14 protein-coding genes are annotated in these 16,412 nt (G+C 33.9%); 10 read left to right on the top strand and 4 right to left on the bottom strand.

The genetic code is table 11. The features are described from left to right. Positions 1–2 precede the first annotated feature (2 nt). The 3 genes from pyrH to ACEN2I_RS08075 all read left to right on the top strand — a co-directional run bounded on the left by pyrH (position 3) and on the right by ACEN2I_RS08075 (position 4,038). Entirely contained in the window at positions 3–710 is a 708-nt protein-coding gene (gene pyrH, locus ACEN2I_RS08085) for a UMP kinase (protein ID WP_441765666.1), read from the top strand. A gap of 163 nt (positions 711–873) precedes the next feature. Beyond that, on the top strand, positions 874–1,437 hold the full coding sequence (gene frr / locus ACEN2I_RS08080) for a ribosome recycling factor (protein ID WP_441765588.1): 564 nt from the start codon (positions 874–876) through the stop codon (positions 1,435–1,437). Between the two features lie 105 nt (positions 1,438–1,542). Continuing rightward, on the top strand, positions 1,543–4,038 hold the full coding sequence (locus ACEN2I_RS08075) for a DUF5686 family protein (protein WP_441765587.1): 2,496 nt from the start codon (positions 1,543–1,545) through the stop codon (positions 4,036–4,038). A 146-nt stretch (positions 4,039–4,184) separates the two neighbouring features. Here the strand turns inward: ACEN2I_RS08075 and ACEN2I_RS08070 are convergent, their stop codons facing one another. Then, a complete protein-coding gene (locus tag ACEN2I_RS08070; RefSeq protein ID WP_441765586.1) occupies positions 4,185–4,514 on the bottom strand; it encodes a DMT family transporter in 330 nt (109 codons plus the stop codon). 179 nt (positions 4,515–4,693) lie between these two features. On the opposite strand from ACEN2I_RS08070, the gene ACEN2I_RS08065 reads away from it, so the two are divergent. The 4 genes from ACEN2I_RS08065 to rpoN all read left to right on the top strand — a co-directional run bounded on the left by ACEN2I_RS08065 (position 4,694) and on the right by rpoN (position 10,997). Beyond that, positions 4,694–7,123 (top strand): efflux RND transporter permease subunit, encoded by a 2,430-nt coding sequence (locus ACEN2I_RS08065; protein WP_441765585.1) that lies wholly within the window; start codon positions 4,694–4,696, stop codon positions 7,121–7,123. A gap of 305 nt (positions 7,124–7,428) precedes the next feature. Next, positions 7,429–8,862, top strand: a complete 1,434-nt coding sequence (gene asnS, locus ACEN2I_RS08060; RefSeq protein WP_441765584.1) for an asparagine--tRNA ligase — start codon at positions 7,429–7,431, stop codon at positions 8,860–8,862. Positions 8,863–9,056: 194 nt separating this feature from the next. Beyond that, positions 9,057–9,449 (top strand): GxxExxY protein, encoded by a 393-nt coding sequence (locus tag ACEN2I_RS08055; RefSeq protein ID WP_441765583.1) that lies wholly within the window; start codon positions 9,057–9,059, stop codon positions 9,447–9,449. An 87-nt stretch (positions 9,450–9,536) separates the two neighbouring features. Continuing rightward, the gene (gene rpoN, locus ACEN2I_RS08050; protein WP_441765582.1) at positions 9,537–10,997 is read left to right on the top strand and encodes an RNA polymerase factor sigma-54; all 1,461 of its coding nucleotides are present in this window, start codon (positions 9,537–9,539) and stop codon (positions 10,995–10,997) included. A gap of 75 nt (positions 10,998–11,072) precedes the next feature. On the opposite strand, the gene ACEN2I_RS08045 is transcribed toward rpoN, so the two are convergent. Together ACEN2I_RS08045 and ACEN2I_RS08040 are read right to left on the bottom strand one after the other, a co-directional pair. Beyond that, positions 11,073–11,510: a hypothetical protein gene (locus tag ACEN2I_RS08045; RefSeq protein WP_441765581.1), complete on the bottom strand. Its 438-nt coding sequence runs from the start codon at positions 11,508–11,510 to the stop codon at positions 11,073–11,075. Positions 11,511–11,540: 30 nt separating this feature from the next. Then, positions 11,541–12,131, bottom strand: coding sequence for a thymidine kinase (locus ACEN2I_RS08040; RefSeq protein WP_441765580.1), 591 nt, complete (start codon positions 12,129–12,131; stop codon positions 11,541–11,543). 237 nt (positions 12,132–12,368) lie between these two features. Between ACEN2I_RS08040 and ACEN2I_RS08035 the strand changes: the two genes are divergently transcribed. From ACEN2I_RS08035 to ACEN2I_RS08025, 3 genes are all read left to right on the top strand, one after another. Next, entirely contained in the window at positions 12,369–13,388 is a 1,020-nt protein-coding gene (locus ACEN2I_RS08035) for a hypothetical protein (protein WP_441765579.1), read from the top strand. 109 nt (positions 13,389–13,497) lie between these two features. Next, positions 13,498–14,214, top strand: a complete 717-nt coding sequence (rsmI, locus tag ACEN2I_RS08030; protein WP_441765578.1) for a 16S rRNA (cytidine(1402)-2'-O)-methyltransferase — start codon at positions 13,498–13,500, stop codon at positions 14,212–14,214. A gap of 12 nt (positions 14,215–14,226) precedes the next feature. After that, complete coding sequence (locus ACEN2I_RS08025) at positions 14,227–14,574, top strand: HopJ type III effector protein (RefSeq protein ID WP_441765577.1); 348 nt, start codon at positions 14,227–14,229, stop codon at positions 14,572–14,574. Between the two features lies 1 nt (position 14,575). Here the strand turns inward: ACEN2I_RS08025 and ade are convergent, their stop codons facing one another. Further along, a complete protein-coding gene (ade, locus tag ACEN2I_RS08020; protein ID WP_441765576.1) occupies positions 14,576–16,198 on the bottom strand; it encodes an adenine deaminase in 1,623 nt (540 codons plus the stop codon). Between the last annotated feature and the right edge of the window lie 214 nt (positions 16,199–16,412).

The raw sequence follows: 16,412 nt of genomic DNA, 5'->3' as shown, positions 1-16,412 counted from the left end.
AGATGAAATATAAAAGAATTCTTCTAAAATTAAGTGGAGAAGCCTTAATGGGAGACCTACAATACGGAATTGACCCTAAAAGATTAGCCGAATATGCTGAAGAAATTAAGCAGATTCACAATAAAGGCGTAGAAATTGCTATTGTTATTGGAGGAGGAAATATTTTTAGAGGTGTTTCAGGAGTAAGTTCGGGTATGGACAGAGTACAGGGAGATTACATGGGAATGCTTGCTACAGTTATAAACGGAATGGCTTTACAAGGCGCTCTTGAAGACAAAGGAATGAAAACCCGTTTGCAGACTGCTTTGAAAATGGAATCTATTGCAGAACCGTACATCAAAAGAAGAGCCGTTCGCCATCTTGAAAAAGGAAGAATTGTAATTTTTGGAGCCGGAACCGGAAATCCCTACTTTACTACAGACACAGCAGCTGTTTTAAGAGGAATCGAAGTTAATGCTGATGTTATCCTAAAAGGAACACGAGTGGATGGTGTTTACGATTGTGATCCTGAAAAAAATGCTTCGGCTGTAAAATTTGATTTCATCTCATTTGATGATGTTATCAAAAAAGGATTAAATGTAATGGATACAACCGCTTTTACATTAAGTCAGGAAAATAAATTACCAATCGTGGTTTTTGATATGAACAAAATTGGCAACTTGTTAAAAATCTGCGAAGGAGAAAACATTGGAACAATAGTAAATATTTAGATAGGGTAAGATTGTTAGAATTTAGATTAGTCTATTTCAATACATTTTGACATCTCTATACTATTCAAAAAAAATAAAAAACATATTAGTTAGCATAATTAGATAATTGTTTTTAAGAAGAATCTAAAAAAACAAAAGTCTGAAAATCTAAAAATCTAAAAAAATGAGTGAAGAAATAGATTTTATATTAGAAAGTACTGAAGAATCAATGAATGGTTCTATTGCACATTTAGAAAAAGAGTTTCTTAATATCCGTGCAGGAAAAGCTTCTCCGGCAATGCTTGGAAGTGTTTTTGTAGATTATTACGGATCAGCAACACCTCTTTCTCAAGTGTCAAAAATTAGTGTTCCTGATGCGAGAACAATTACCCTGCAGCCTTTTGAAAAAAATATGCTGCAAACGATAGAAAAAGCGATTATGATTGCCAATATTGGTTTTAACCCAATGAATAATGGCGACATGATTATTATCAGTGTTCCGCCTTTGACAGAAGATCGACGTAGAGAATTAGCGAAACAGGCAAAAGTTGAAGCTGAAGATGCTAAAATCGGTGTTCGTAATGTTCGTAAAGATGCGAATACTGATATCAAAAAATTAGAAAAAGAAGGGACTTCTGAGGATATCTGTAAATCTGCAGAAGAAGAAGTTCAGAACTTAACAAATGAATACATCAAAAAAATCGATGAATTATTGGCTGCTAAAGAAGCCGAAATCATGAAAATATAACTTTTTTGACACAAAATTAAGAATCCGTTTGGTTAAAATTATACCAGACGGATTTTTTTATTCCTACTTTTGCATACCAAATTTTCTGAAACCACAACACTCTGTATGAAGCTATTTTGTTTATTGACATTGTTTTTTTCGCTTACTCTACAAGCTCAATTTCAAGTAAACGGAATTGTGAATGACTCGCAAAACAAACCGCTGCCTTTTGCGACTATTACAACTTCAGACAATAACAATACGATTACGGATGTTGATGGAAAATTTATACTTTCTTCAAAAGTAAAAATAAATTCTTTTATCGTTTCTTATATTGGTTTTGAAAGTATAACTGTCAATATAGCTGATACTAAAAAATTTTATCCTGTTTCGCTTAAACAGAAAACAGACAATCTGAAAGAAGTTATCATTTCAAAAGAAAATCCGGCATTAGCGATTTTAAGAAAGGTGATCAGCAGTAAAAACAGTAATAATCCTCAAAAAAAATTAAACAGTTTTGAGTACAAAACATACAATAAACTGATTGTAACAGCAAATCCTGATTCTATTAAAGGCCGAATTGACTCGTCTGCAGCTTACAAAAATTTAAAGAAACAAAGAATCAACGTTGATTCTTCTGATTATAAATTTAAAGAAATCATAAGCAAACAGCATTTGTTTCAAACCGAAAAAGTTTCGCAATATCAATTTGGAAACAAAAAACTTAAGGAAACCATTCTGGGGACAAAAATGGCAGGTTTTAAGCAGCCTATTTACGAAATCATCGCCTTCAATTTACAGTCAATTTCTATTTACGATTCGAAATATGAACTTTTTGAAACGAAATACAACAATCCTGTTTCTAATGATGCCTTAAAAGATTACAATTATAAATTACTGGACACTGTTGTTATTAAAGGTCGAAATACCTTTATGATTTATTTTAAGAACAGGGAGAAAAGAAGGGCATCCGGTTTAGAAGGTGTTTTATATATTGATAAGGAAAATTTCGCAATTGCAAAAGCTGTAATGCGTATAAAAGGGGTACTCGATATTAGTGGAATTCATGAATTTGAATATGTTCCGGAAGAAAAAATATGGTTTCCAAGCAATACAGCCTTTAAAATTGTAAAGGGTAAAAACGACGATGACATTAAAATTTTGGGTGGAACTATTCAGTTTGACGGGGATGCAGAAGATGTTTTCGAAACCAGAAAAAAAAGCGCTTCAGATTTTACCTATTTACTCTCAGAAAGCAATAATTTTGACATACATTATAACACAACTGCTGTAATAAAAGACCCATCGCTTTATATCGAAATTCAGGATGACGCCAGTAAAAAACCAGAAGCATTCTGGAATAAATATCGTAAAGACAGTTTAGATTTAAAAGGCCAGAAAACTTATTTATTACTCGATAGTATTTCTGTAAAAAAGAGAATTGAGAATCGTTTACGCTTCGGAAGAAAGATCATTAATGGTTATTTTCCGGTTGGTCCAATTGATTTTGACTTAAAAAAACTGATTAGCTATAATAATTACGAAGGTTTTAGATTAGGTCTTGGGGGTGTTACAAATGATGTTTTTTCTAAAAATTTCAGAATTGAAGGATACTCTGCATATGGAACAAAAGACGGAAATTTCAAATACAGCTTAGGATCGGGAATACAAATTGGGAAAATGACCAATACATGGCTAAATGCTTCTTATACCGAAGACGTTCGGGAAATTGCGAGTACCTTTTTTGCGGTCGACAAACGCGTTTTTAAAATTTATGACCCTCGCCCAATCAACATTAGTACTTTTTATAAATACATCGGCTGGAAAGTAAACATTCAGTCAAAAATAATTCCGAAAACTGAAGGCATCTTTGAATTATCACGTACGTATGTCGAGCCAGAATTTGATTATCTTTTTTATTTAAACGAAAAATTGTACTCCAGTTACATCATGACGACTGCTATGGTCTCGCTTGTCTGGTCTCCTTTTAGTGGTTTTATGCAGACACCAACAGGCAGAAATGAATCTGACAAACGATTTCCAAAATTTACTTTTCAATACACGCAATCTTTACCAAATGTATTAGAAAATGATTTCAGTTTTGCCAAAATAGATTTCAAAACCGAGTACGAAAAGAAATATTTAAACGGTCAAAAAACCAGTCTTTTATTGCAGGCAGGATACGCCATGGGAGATGTACCTATAACGCATTTGTACAATACGATGCCTAATAATCTTAACAAGGAAACCATAATTCAACGTATTACTTTTTCCGGAAGAAACAGTTTTGAGACTATGTTTTTTAATGAATTTTTTTCCAGCGAATATCTTTTTTTCCAAATAAAACATGGCTTTACGAGAATAAAAATTCTCAAAAAAGTTCGCCCTTCATTAGTTTTAGTTTCCAGAATGGCCTGGGGAAATATGGAAAACCCTGAACACCATATTGGTCCTGTTTATAAAACGCTTAACAGAGGTTTTTTTGAATCCGGGATTGAGTTAAATAAAATTTACAAAGGATTCGGTTTAAGCGGATTTTACCGTTACGGACCGAATCAATTACCGGAATTCGAAGATAATATTGCTGTTAAGATTTCTTATGTTTTGGATTTGGGGCTTTAAAACTAAATTCCAAACTCCAATTAAAACATCCATTTTTTTATTTCGGCACCAGCCCAAAGCTATAATAAACAGGCTAAAAAAATATGAGACACATATAATCTTAGCGTTAATCCGTGTATTAAATGTTTGATGTATCTGCCTGCATTTTAATGATTAGAAACAAATTTCAACCCAATAATCGAAGCAATTAAAGTGGAAAGAAAAAATATTCTCCAGAAAGTTGCCGGTTCTTTAAAAATCAAAATCCCAACTAAAACAGTTCCTACGGCACCCACTCCCGTCCAAACGGCATAAGCAGTTCCTATAGGCAAAACTTGTGTGGCTTTATACAACAAAATCATACTGATTGAAAGACATACGAAAAAACCAGCCATCCAATAGCTTGACATAATTCCTGTTGTTTCTTTAGCTTTGCCTAAACAAGATGCAAAACCAACTTCAAAAAGTCCGGCAATGATTAATAAAATCCAGTTCATTTTTCTACTCTTTTAAATTGAATGCAAAGATGAGAAAAGCAAAATACAAAATATAGAAACCCATCTAAATTAACAAACCGTTCTTAACATCAATATATGTTAACAAAACGCAAAAACAATCGCTATTATACCCCATTAAAAGCGGGTTTTCACTACATTTGCATCCATTTTAGAGAAATATGAAGAAAAAGATACATGTAGGTTTTTGGGAGTTTATTGCCCGAATCGTACTAAAAAATAGAATTACAATCATTGCACTGATTATTTTAATCACGATTTTCTTTGGATTACAATGGAAAAATATACGTTTTTCATTTACCGAAGCGAATTTACTTCCAGACGACCATATTGTTAACAAAGAATACAACGCTTTCCTGAAAGAGTTTGGAGAAGAAGGGAATATGATTGTAGTGGGCATAAAAAGCGATGCTTTTTTTACTCCAAAAGCATTTGAAGCATGGGAAAAACTCACAGAATCACTAAAAAGTCAAAAAGAAGTTGATTTAGTAGTTTCGATATCAGACCTGCAAAAATTACAAAAAAACGATTCTTTACAAACCTTTGAACTTATACCTTTTGTTAATCAAAGTAAAACTAAAGATCCAGCTTACCTAAAAAGCTTAAAGACTGAATTATTTGACAAAATGCCTTTTTACGAAAGTTTGCTTTTCAATAAAAAAAGCGGCTCTATTCGTTCTGCTATTTATCTGGATAAAAAAATTGTCAATACAGCACACCGTAAAGATTTCATCTTAAACGATTTTATTCCGAAAATTAAAGCCTTTGAGGAAGAAACGGGAATTGATTTACGTGTATCAGGAATGCCTTATATACGTACATTAAATGCAAAAAGCATTACAGACGAAATCAGTCTTTTTGTTGGCGCCTCATTATTGGTAACTTCCCTGATCTTCTTTTTCTTTTTCCGTTCCTTCAGAGCCACTTTAATTTCGATGGTTATTGTAATTATTGGTGTAATGTGGACTTTTGGATTATTAGGTTTGTTTAATTACGAAATTACGGTGCTAACAGCTTTAGTACCTTCGTTGGTTATTGTAATTGGTGTCCCCAATTGCATTTTCCTGACCAATAAATACCAACAGGAATATTTAGCTCATGGTAATAAAGCACGTGCATTACAACGTGTGATTACCAAAGTTGGAACAGCAACTTTAATGACCAACTTAACCACGGCAGCCGGTTTTGCCACTTTTATCATTACTAATAGCGTTTTGCTAAAAGAGTTTGGTATCGTAGCGTCAATCAGTATTATGGCGCTGTTCTTTTTATGTCTTATTGTTGTTCCTGTTTATTACAGTTATCAACCGGTGCCTAAGGCTAAACACCTGGAACATTTGAGCAGGAATTATACGCAGTCCTTTATGAACTGGATTGAAGAAATGGTCCGCTATAAACGCCGTTATGTATATTTGGTTGCTTCCTTAATTTTCATCGTAAGCACTTTTGGAGCTTTTCAAATTAATACTTCCGGAAGTTTAATTGAGGATATGCCTCAAAAAACAGACTTTTTTAAGGATATTAAATTCTTCGAGAAAGAGTTTAATGGTGTAATGCCTTTAGAAATTACAATAGATACTAAAAGAAAAAAAGGTGTCATGAAGCTGTCCACCCTTAGAAAAATGGACGAACTTCAGAAAAAAATCGAAGAAATTCCTGAGCTTTCAAAACCGGTATCGATATTAAACCTGATTAAATATTCTAAGCAGGCTTATTATAACGGGAATCCGGATTTTTACGAGCTGCCTACTTCCCAGGAGCAAAACTTTATTTTGAGTTATGCTAAAAATGCAACGAAGAATACGGACAAAAACATCATGAAAAGTTATGTCGACAGTACTGGTCAGACAGCAAGAATAACTACTTTTATGAAAGACATTGGTACCGGAAACATGGCCAAGATAGAAGATGAGCTTCAGAAAAAAATAGACGAAGTTTTTCCGGCTGACCGCTACAAAGTAACCATGACCGGAAAAGCACTTGTTTTTGAAAAAGGAACAAAATATTTGCTAAACAATTTAGTGAGCTCAATACTTTTTGCAATATTATTGATCTCGATATTAATGGTATTCATGTTTAGATCTTTCAAAATGGTAATTGTTTCTTTGATTCCAAATTTATTGCCACTTATGATTACAGCGGGATTGATGGGCTATTTTGGTATACCGTTAAAACCTTCCACTATTTTGGTTTTTAGTATTGCTTTTGGACTTTCTGTCGATGATACAATTCACTTTTTGGCGCAATACCGTCAGGAATTAACCAAAAATAATTGGAAAATAAAGCGTTCTGTTTATGCAACTTTAAAGGAAGCAGGAGTAAGTATGTTTTATACTTCGGTCGTTTTATTTGCAGGATTCTCGGTATTTATGCTTTCCGATTTTGGAGGAACAGTTGCTTTGGGAGGATTAATAGCCATAACCCTTGGTTTTGGAATGTTGTCCAATTTAATGTTGCTGCCGTGTTTAGTACTAACCTTAAATAAATCATTAGCGAACCAGCAGGAATTTATAAAACCTAAATTTGATGTATTGGCAGATATGTCTGAAAATGATGAAGAAGCAAATCAGGATGTTAATAACAAAGATTAAAACACTTTGGCTGATATGGTTCGTAAATTGATTTGCTGTAGATTGTTTTATGGTCTTAGTTTTACAAATGTTTTAACCTTACAAATACCGATCGCAAACTTGTTAGAGATAACAAAAAGGGATAACAATTTGCTCTTTTAAAAACTGAAGCCCTAGCCCTGATCGAAGCGGCATCCTTTTGTTGCTTTCTTTAAGCAACAAAAGATATAGCGGAGAGCAGGAAATAGCTTCTGATTTTAATAATTATCGTTTATATTTGCAGTTATTGTATAACAAATAATTTAAATTTCAACATTATATATAAAATGAAACACACAAAAGTTAAAGACTTATTAAACAGTACGACGACGCTACAGGAAATAAATGCAAAGGGATGGGTGAGAACTTTTAGAAATAATCAGTTCATCGCGCTTAATGACGGTTCTACCATTAATAATATACAATGTGTTGTTGATTTTGAAAATACACCGGAAGAAATTTTAAAAAGAATCACTACCGGAGCTGCGGTTTCTGTAACGGGAACTTTGGTAGAAAGCAAAGGTGCCGGTCAGAAATTTGAAATTCAGGTTAACAAACTTGAAATTCTTGGGGATTCTGATGCGGAGAAATTTCCAATGCAGCCTAAAAAACACTCTTTAGAATTTTTAAGAGAAAATGCACACCTGCGTGTACGTACCAATGCTTTTGGAGCTATTATGAGAGTGCGTTCGGTATTGTCATTTGCGGTTCACAGTTATTTCCAGCAAAAAGGTTTTGTGTATGTAAACACACCAATTATCACAGGTGCTGATGCTGAAGGTGCTGGAGAAATGTTTCAGGTAACTTCATTGCCTTTGGATAATCTTCCAAAAAATGAAGAAGGAAACATTGATTTCAAAAAAGATTTCTTTGGAAAACATACCAACTTAACGGTTTCCGGACAATTAGAAGGTGAAACTTTTGCGATGGCTTTGGGTCAGATTTATACTTTTGGCCCCACTTTTAGAGCAGAGAATTCAAACACTTCCCGTCACCTTGCAGAATTTTGGATGATTGAGCCGGAAGTTGCTTTCAACGACCTTGACGATAACATGGATTTGGCTGAAGATTTTATTCAGTATGTAATTAAATATGCTTTGGACAATTGCGGTGATGATTTGAAATTTTTAGAAGGAAGACTTTTAGAAGAAGAAAAATCAAAACCTCAGGCAGAAAGAAGCGAAATGGCTTTATTAGAGAAATTGAATTTCGTTTTGGAGAACAACTTCAAGCGTGTTTCATATACGGAAGCTATTGATATTTTGAGAGATTCAACTCCAAACAAAAAGAAGAAATTCAGTTATATCATTAACGAATGGGGCGCTGACTTACAATCGGAACACGAACGTTACCTGGTGGAAAAACACTTTAAATGTCCGGTAATTTTGTTTGATTATCCGGCCAACATTAAAGCATTTTACATGCGTTTGAATGAAGATGGAAAAACGGTTCGTGCGATGGATATCCTTTTCCCTGGAATTGGAGAAATCGTTGGAGGATCTCAAAGAGAAGAGCGTTACGATGTTTTGGTGGAGAAAATGAAAGCATTAGGAATCGACGAAGAAGAATTATACTGGTATTTAGACACCAGAAGATTTGGAACAGCAACACACTCAGGTTTCGGTTTAGGATTTGAGCGTTTGGTATTGTTTGTAACCGGAATGACGAACATTAGAGACGTTATCCCTTTTCCAAGAACTCCTGGAAGTGCGGAATTTTAATAGAAACGGATTTGCCACGAAGGCACAAAGACAATAAGTTTTATTTTTAAAAACTGATTTAAGACTCAAAAAATTAAAATAATACCACGAAGACACAAATTCACAAGTATTATTTTATTGTAACTGGAGATTTAACAACTTTCAAAAATAAAAAACTTTGCGCCTTACCGTCTTCGTTGCAAAATCAAAATATTATGCTCTCGGAAAGAACGGAAGAAATTGGAAAAATAATTGTAAACTCAGCTTTTAAAATTCATAAACAACTTGGATCCGGATTATTAGAAAGAGTTTATGAAGTTTGTTTAGCTCATGAAATTGCTAAAGCTTGTCTTGATGTAAAACGACAAGTTGATATTCCGATCTTTTATGACGGAATTGAATTTAGCGAATCATTAAGATTACATTTATTAATCGAAGATTCTATAAATAGAAGTAAAGCAGTAGAACAAATAAATCCAGTTTGGGAAGCGCAAATTATGAGTCAGTTAAAATTACTAAACAAAGATTTAGGTTTTTTAATTAATTTTAATGTACCATTAATCAAAAGCGGTATCAGAAGATTTATAAACACGAAAAGAGTATTTTAAAAAAAACAAATAAAAGCCTTAGAGGCAATTAAAAATAAAAACTTTGCGCCTTCGCGTCTTAGTGGCTAAAAAAAGTAGTGCCTTATTATGCTAAAGCAATTTTTAAATTTAAAATTATCCCAAAAATTATCTCCGCAGCAAATTCAGCTGATGAAGTTAATTCAATTGCCTACGCAAGCTTTTGAGCAACGTTTATTAGAAGAAATGAACGAAAATCCGGCTCTTGAAGCTGGAAAAGAAGATGAATACGAAGCTGATGAATTTGCGAATGAAGAATACGATGATTATGATGATGCAGAATCAGACAGAATTGAAGCAGACGACATTAACATAGACGAATACTTAAGTGACGACGATACTCCGGATTATAAAACTCAGGTGAATAATTACAGTGAAGACGAAGAACGCGAAACACCTTTTGCGTCGCCAATTAGTTTTCATCAGGATTTAATCAATCAGTTAAATACTTTTATTCTGAATGATGAAGAGCGTGAAATTGCTGAATTCCTTGTTGGAAGCATTGACGATATGGGTTACATACGCAGAAGTGTTGCCGATATGGTAGACGACATGGCCTTTACTCAGGGAATTTATACTGATGAAGCAATGGTCGAAAAAATGCTTCACGTGATTCACGAACTGGAACCATCTGGTGTTGGAGCGCGTGATTTGCAGGAATGTTTATTATTGCAATTAAAACACAAAACGCCAACAGAATACGTAGATTTAGCGATAGATATTATCGAAAATCAGTTTGATGCTTTTACAAAAAAACATTACGATAAGCTTTTACAAAAATACAGTGTTTCGAATGAACAGCTAAAAAAAGCGATTCACGAAATCGAAAGACTGAATCCAAAACCAGGGGGTTCGTACACCGGAAACAATAAAGTAACGGAAAATGTAGTTCCAGATTTTGCGATCAGAATTGTGGATGGCGAATTAGAACTGACCTTGAACGGAAGAAATGCTCCTTCACTGCATGTTTCTAAAGATTATCAGGAAATGATGCAGACATATAAAGATTCTCGTGATAAATCGACTGCTCAGAAAGATGCGGTTCAGTTTATCAAGCAAAAACTGGATTCGGCTAAATGGTTTATTGATGCCATCAGACAACGTCAGGAAACACTTTTTGTTACCATGAATGCGATCATGCATTATCAGGAAGAGTTCTTTTTAGACGGAGACGAAACCAAACTGAAACCAATGATCTTAAAAGATATTGCGGATTTAGTTGGGTTGGATATTTCGACAATTTCGCGTGTTGCCAACAGTAAATATGTAGAAACGCCTTACGGAACAAAACTGATCAAAGAATTTTTCTCTGAAGCAATGAAAAATGATCAGGGAGAAGATGTTTCTACTTTAGAAATCAAAAAAATTCTTCAGAACACTATTGAAGAAGAAGATAAAAAGAAACCATTGCCAGACGATCAATTGGCAGAAATTCTAAAAGAAAAAGGGTATCCGATTGCAAGAAGAACTATTGCAAAATACCGTGAACAGCTTGATATACCGGTAGCCAGAATGAGGAAGAAAATATAATCAGATTTTATAAAATAATAAACCCGACAAATTTAAAGTTTGTCGGGTTTGCTTTTTATTTTAATTCCTAAATTATTATTTATACTGATCGGGAGTTATTGTAACGTCAAACAAATCCGCTTTCTTCTTATCGTTATACTTATAAACCAACGTATAATTATGATCCCGAAACACCTGAAGTCCTGGATTAGCTTTGGTAGTGCTTATTAAACTTGCTTGTATATTTTCTTTTATAATTGGGATATCGGCTGTGGTTTTCTCGACTTTAACTAAAGTCAGATTATACTGAACCACCTTTTCCTGGGGTAAAGAGACACTATCCAAACGAATACCTTCCTGAATTGTTAGTGGACAATTTTGATTATACTTCATAACCAATTCTGTTATTTCTGGCTCTTCTACAGGTTTTTCAGTAAAAAAATTATATTGGGATAAAGTCCACAATAATGCTACAAGTAAAATTGCAAGTACTATAGCAACCGTTATTTTCTTATTGTTTCCTTGTTCCTGCATATTAAATATTTATTTTTTTTTAGAAAAATTTTATTTCTCCTGATTCTTTTTCATTGCATTATAATAGGCAGCACGACTTAAGGGTTCATACTCTTCGGTTTCACCCAGCATTACCAATTTATCATTATCGGTTTTACGAAAACTGTAGTTTGCCAGATTTCCTGTTCGGGTACAAACAGCGTGAACTTTTGTAACATACTCAGCTGTTGCCATAAGTGCCGGCATGGGGCCAAAAGGATTTCCTTTAAAATCCATATCAAGTCCTGCAACTATCACCCGAATTCCCTGATTGGCCAGATCATTACAGACGGTAACAATTTCATCATCAAAAAACTGGGCTTCATCAATTCCGATTACATCGCAGCCTTGTGCTAAAATAGCAATATTGGCAGCGGCCGGCACCGGAGTTGAGCGAATCTCGTTGGCATCATGTGACACCACCATTTCGTCATGATAGCGTATATCAATAGCAGGTTTGAAGATTTCGACTTTTTGTTTTGCGAATTGAGCACGTTTTAATCTGCGGATTAACTCCTCGGTTTTACCCGAAAACATTGATCCACAAATAACTTCAATCCAACCAAACTGTTCTTTGTGATTTACTGTATTTTCGAGAAACATTTTGTATTTTTCTACCTTTAAAAATGAATAGTTTTTATTACTTTGTACTGGTAATAAATTGACGCAAAAAATTACTGTTTTTGCTTTTTTTCAAAAGTAGAAAATTTTTATCAAATCAAAGATTCGCAATCGCTTATTAACAGAAATAAAAAATTTATTATTGATTTCTTTTCGTTATAAAGACATTCAAAATACAAAATTCACTAAAATACCGTACACACTATAATTTCAAAAGTTATGAAAAAAAAATTGGAAGCCGATTTAATCAGCATTGCACATCGAATTTTAAAACTTAAAAACAAATCCGATATCAATCAATTGTATGTTGAAACGCAGAAATTATATGAAAAATTAGCAGTTTTAAAATTTATAGACGAGAATTTCAACAATCCAAAACCAACTATCGGATACAGCGAAATAGAATCTCAGGTTGAAACTATTTTTGAAAAAGAAGAAAATCTTCCTTCAGAAATTAAACTTGAAGAAACAATACCTGCTCCTGTTGATAAAGCTGTAATCGAAACTGAAGCTATTACTACACCTGAAATCATTGAAGAAAAACAGGTAGAAATTGTTGCTGAAACTCCAGAAGCAATTATTGAAAAGCAAGAAACTGTAGTCAATATTCCGGTAGAAGTAGTGGAAAAGATTGAAGAAAAGATTGAAGAACCGGTTTTTGAAATTAAAAAAGAAACGGAGGCAACTGAAGAACTTTCTTTCAAAACGGTAAGTGATTTAAAACCAATTTCTGATTTTAAACCTGCTTTTGAATTAGACAAAGAAGAGCCGAAAGCAGAACAGCCAAAAATTGAAACTCCTGCAAAATCTGATGCTGTTAACATTTCGTTTGAAGATATTCTGGGCATTAATTATGCCGATGCGCAATTTGTAAAAGTAGATCGTTTCGAAAATGTTCCCCCCACTCCAACGCAATCAATAAATGAATTTAAGGAGAAAAAGGCTGTGGCTCCAACTGCAATTTTAGAATCTGAAAAACCTAAAACAGTTCCTTTAAACGAAAAACTGGCAAAAGGTTTCCAGATTGATTTGAATGACAGAATTGCTTTTACTAAAAATCTTTTTGGGAATAACACAGAAGATTACAGCCGTGTTCTAAATCAATTACTGACTTTTGACAATTATGATGAAGCACAGGAATTTATTGAAACAATGGTAAAACCTGATTATAATAACTGGGAAGGTAAAGAAGACTATGCAGAACGTTTTCTGGCAATTGTAGAGAAGAAATTCTCGTAAAAACACGAATTTCACAGATTTACACTAATTTATATTCGTGTATTTTTTTCAGCACTTAATTATTCATGCTAATTTTTGTGCTGTCTGTGTTTAAATATTTAAAATAATTATGTCTAAATTATACATCGTTCCTACGCCTATTGGCAATCTTGAAGACATGACTTTTCGTGCTATTCGGATTTTGAAAGAAGTCGATTTGATCTTGGCAGAAGACACCAGAACGAGTGGTAAATTGTTGAAACATTTTGAAATTGGCACGCACATGCACAGCCATCACATGCACAACGAGCATAAAACTACTGAAAATTTAATTGCGCGCTTGAAAGCAGGAGAAACTATTGCCTTGATTTCGGATGCTGGAACTCCTGCCATATCAGATCCAGGTTTTTTATTGACGCGCGCTTGTGTCGAAAATAAAATCGAAGTGGAATGTTTACCCGGCGCAACCGCTTTTGTTCCGGCTTTAGTAAACAGCGGATTACCAAATGATAAATTTATTTTTGAAGGCTTTTTGCCTGATAAAAAAGGGCGCCAGACTCGTTTTTTGGCTTTAGCCGAAGAAACCAGAACCATGATTCTATACGTTTCGCCCCATAAGTTAGTCAAAACTTTAGCGGAGTTTGTTCAATATTTTGGAGAAGACAGACAAGTTTGTGTATCCCGAGAATTATCAAAACTCCACGAAGAAAATGTACGCGGAACCGCAAGAGAAGTTTTAGCACATTTTGAAAAAACGGCACCACGAGGCGAAATTGTCGTTGTGGTTGCAGGAAAAACAATAACAAAAGAACCTAAGAAAAGTAAGTTTTCGAAGGATGATGAATAAAGACCAAACATTATGACAATCCCAGCCTTTTTAGAAAAAGTAAAAAAAACACCAAATCAAATAACATTTCCTGAAACTATTGCAGTAATTGAAGAAAACTACAACTTTACACCAACCGCTTTCCAAAACGGGACACAGCACAATGCTGCCGGAGAAAATTCAGGTTCTTGTAAATTATTTTCTTTTGCAAAATTGCAAAATCTAAATAAAGAAGAAACTTTAGCTTGTTTTGGCGCTTTTTATTTTGAAGAAGTTTTAGGAGATCCAAACGGAACAAACCATCAAAATATTAGAAATTTCATCAATTTAGGCTGGGACGGAATTCAGTTTGAAGGAGAAGCTTTGACTTTGAAATCTTAGATTATTCTACTTCCAAATCAACAAATGAAAAACTATTTCCGCTAAATAATCCTTTATCGGATAATTTTAAATCGGGAATAACCAGTAAAGCCATAAACGAAAGCGTCATAAAAGGCGCTTTCAAATTGCTGCCTAATTCTTTTGCCATTGCATCAATTTCCTGATATAATTTCCCGGTTTCCCAACCGTTTTTGTCGCTCATAATTCCGGCCACAGGCAACGGCAGCATTTTGCTTTCAGCACCATTTACGGCGCAGGCTCCACCCATATTTTTAATAATAAGGTTGACAGCCTTGCAAATTTCTTCGTCAGAAGTTCCCACAACAACAATATTATGACAATCGTGTGCCACAGAACTGGCAATAGCACCTTTTTTCAAACCAAAATTTTTGATAAAAGCGATAGCGGGTTTGCTATCCTGATAACGATTCACAACAGCCATTTTCAAAATATCAGTTTCGGTATCTGAAACGATTTTTCCATCAACGATTAAGGATTTATAATGAATTTCATTGGTTATCAATTGTCCTTCTAAAGCTTCAATTACTCTGATTTTTGAACCTGAGCCCCAAACTTCAAAATCGCTTGTTTCTTTGGAAGTGATATTGAAATTATTTGGCGTTTCAAACGGAATGTATTTTATAAAAGACTCGCCATTTTCGGCAACTAATTCGCCATTAATATAGGTTTGTTTTACTTTAAAATCAACTAAATCTTCAACTACGATAAAATCAGCAGTATCGTTTTCTTTCAATAAACCTACATCAATTTTATAATGGTTCACAGGATTTACACAAGCTGCCTGTAAAACTTTAAAAACATCAATTCCTTTCGCAACCGCACGAGCGCAAAGTGCATTAATATGACTTACAATCAAATCATCCGGATGTTTATCGTCTGAACAAAACATTATGTTTTCGTAATTTTCAGAAAGCAAATCGATGAGTGCTTCGAAATTTTTGGCAGCACTTCCTTCCCTAATAATTACTTTCATTCCAAGAGATAATTTTTCTTTAGCCTCTTCAAAAGTAAAGCATTCGTGGTCGGTAGAAATTCCAGCTGAAATGTATTTCTTAACTGCTTCACCTCTTAATCCAGGAGCATGGCCATCAACGGGTTTGTCGAAATATTTCGCCCATTTAATCTTCTTTAAAACTTCCTCATCATTTAATAAAACACCGGGATAATTCATCATTTCTGCCAAATAATAAATATCAGAAGAAGCCAACAAATCCTTAATTCCGTCTGAATTTATAATAGCACCGGCACTTTCAAAAGAAGTAGCAGGAACACATGACGGTGCGCCAAAATGAAATTTAAACGGTACTTTTTTACCGTTTTCAATCATATAATAAACACCTGATTTTCCTAAAACATTTGCGATTTCATGTGGATCAGAAATGGTACCAACTGTCCCGTGAAGTACAGCAATTTTTGCAAACTCAGAAGGAACTAACATCGAACTTTCGATATGAATGTGGGCATCAATAAATCCGGGCATAATGTAATTTTTTACCTGGTGCTCTTTCTCGATTATTGAAATTATTTTTTTATTTTCGACCGTGATTTCCCCAGCATAGATACGTCGGTTTTGGATGTCAATAATTTGTCCCAGAATTTTCATTTTGTCTGTTTTAAAAATGATGCAATCAAAAGTAACAACTAATTTTCATTTTTTCTTTTCTTTAATGAACATATGTCTTATATATTTAAGACCAATTAATCACATAATTTTACATAAGTTTTCAATTTGATTAAAATTTGCATTGTCGAAGATTAAAATGATTCGCTATTTTAAACTAAATTTGTCTCTCACATAGCATCCTAATCTTAATTTT

It is taken from the genome of Flavobacterium sp. W22_SRS_FK3 (genome assembly GCF_052113665.1).
Classification (GTDB): Bacteria; Bacteroidota; Bacteroidia; order Flavobacteriales; family Flavobacteriaceae; genus Flavobacterium.
Note: the sequence above shows the minus strand (reverse complement) of the source record. Positions and strands in the feature narration are given on the sequence as shown.